At 25.3% G+C, this 1,511-nt stretch carries 2 protein-coding genes; one reads left to right on the top strand and one right to left on the bottom strand.

Annotated features, from left to right (window positions below; translation table 11 throughout):
• The first annotated feature begins 227 nt into the window (after window positions 1-227).
• A complete protein-coding gene (locus A5816_RS14285; protein ID WP_086311576.1) occupies window positions 228-464 on the top strand; it encodes a hypothetical protein in 237 nt (78 codons plus the stop codon).
• A gap of 112 nt (window positions 465-576) precedes the next feature.
• Here the strand turns inward: A5816_RS14285 and A5816_RS14280 are convergent, their stop codons facing one another.
• Window positions 577-1,131 (bottom strand): tyrosine-type recombinase/integrase, encoded by a 555-nt coding sequence (locus A5816_RS14280; protein ID WP_081157085.1) that lies wholly within the window; start codon window positions 1,129-1,131, stop codon window positions 577-579.
• Window positions 1,132-1,511 lie beyond the last annotated feature (380 nt).

Below are 1,511 nucleotides of genomic sequence, written 5' to 3'. Positions count from 1 at the left end.
ACCTACTATTGTATACATTTTGATATTGTTATTTATAACTTGCTATTATCTGTAATAGTTTAACTGTTTAATAAATAAAATCTGTTTTTTTATACCTCTATTTAAAAAAAAGATACTTTAATAATCCATTTTTCTCTTAATATTTATTTAAATAAGAAATATTAAGACAAAGAAAAAATATATATAAATATAAATAACAACAATAAATAATAGAATGAGGGTAAAAAATGAGATCATTAGAACAAATAAATTATATTTTTCAGAATACTAAAATGAATCAACAATTATCTATCAAACAAAAAAAATTACAATATGAACAATTAATTGAAGAATTAAGAAATGATTACCAGGTTGTTATTCTTAATCATTTTATACAAGAATATCAAACAGAAGAAGCAAAGTTATATTATGAAATAATAAAAGCAAAAATTGACTTATATTTTCAGAAAGATGACGTATATTAAATAATAAATCAACATACTAGAAAGAAAGTTATTTTTTAATTTTATTCAATATTACTAAATTATTCTAATTTATAACCCCATTCCGAAAAATCAGAATGGGGTTATGTATTATTCAAAATCCAATTTTGAATCCTTTTAACGAGGCACCAATTTCGTCTTCAGTTATACCAATGTACCTTTTTGTAATTGCTTGCGAGCTATGATTAAAAATAAACATTAATGTAGCAATGTCTCTAGTTTTCTTGTAGTAGTGATACCCAAAAGTTTTTCTTAATGTATGTGTTCCTATATCATCTCTTCCTAATTTTTCTGCTATATCTGCATATATCTGATAGACACGATCCCTTGTTATATGTCGCCCTTGTTGCCTACTCGGAAATAACCAATCATTTTCTTCTTTACCTTCAGTATATAATAAAATCTCTTCTCTCAAATTATCTATAAAAATCGGTTTTCGCTTCCCTGTTTTATGTTCAACAATAATAGGCTTACTTTTGCCTCGTATATCTCCAACTTTTAATCCTATAATATCTGACATACGTAATCCATTATTGATTCCAAACAAAAATAAAAAACTATCTCTTTCCGGATTACTTGTTCTTCTTAGCCAAAACTGAAAATCTTGTATCTCTTCATTTGTCCTTAACGGTTGTACATTATAGCTCACTATTGTTTCCCTTCTTAAAAATATTCTGAGTTTATGATTATGTATATATTTTACCATAATCATGAACTTATATATATACTCTGTTAAAAGTCAAGAAAATCAAGGGGTTTAGTTTATGATTTTATATCATTTCACTAACTCAGAATATTCCGAAATTTACTGCAATAAAATTATCGTTGCTTATATGAAGATTCTAAGCTCTTGTTTAACTTTCAGACGGGTAGATCTCCGTAGAAGTTCTTAGAATCTTTAATTTACATAATTAAATTATGGTATATAGAGATACTATGTAATATAACCTTATTCCTTATTTAGATATTTTGTTCATATAGTTTTTGAACCAGCGACCTTTTCGTTAATTTATTGGGTATATATTAGAC

Source organism: Enterococcus sp. 3G1_DIV0629, from assembly GCF_002141285.1.
Classification (GTDB): domain Bacteria; phylum Bacillota; class Bacilli; order Lactobacillales; family Enterococcaceae; genus Enterococcus_B; species Enterococcus_B lactis.
Note: the sequence above shows the minus strand (reverse complement) of the source record. Positions and strands in the feature narration are given on the sequence as shown.

Bases quoted from the DNA above. Each gene is read 5' to 3' on its own strand.
- A5816_RS14285 (WP_086311576.1), top strand. From the start codon at position 228: ATGAGATCATTAGAACAAATAAATTATATTTTTCAGAATACTAAAATG.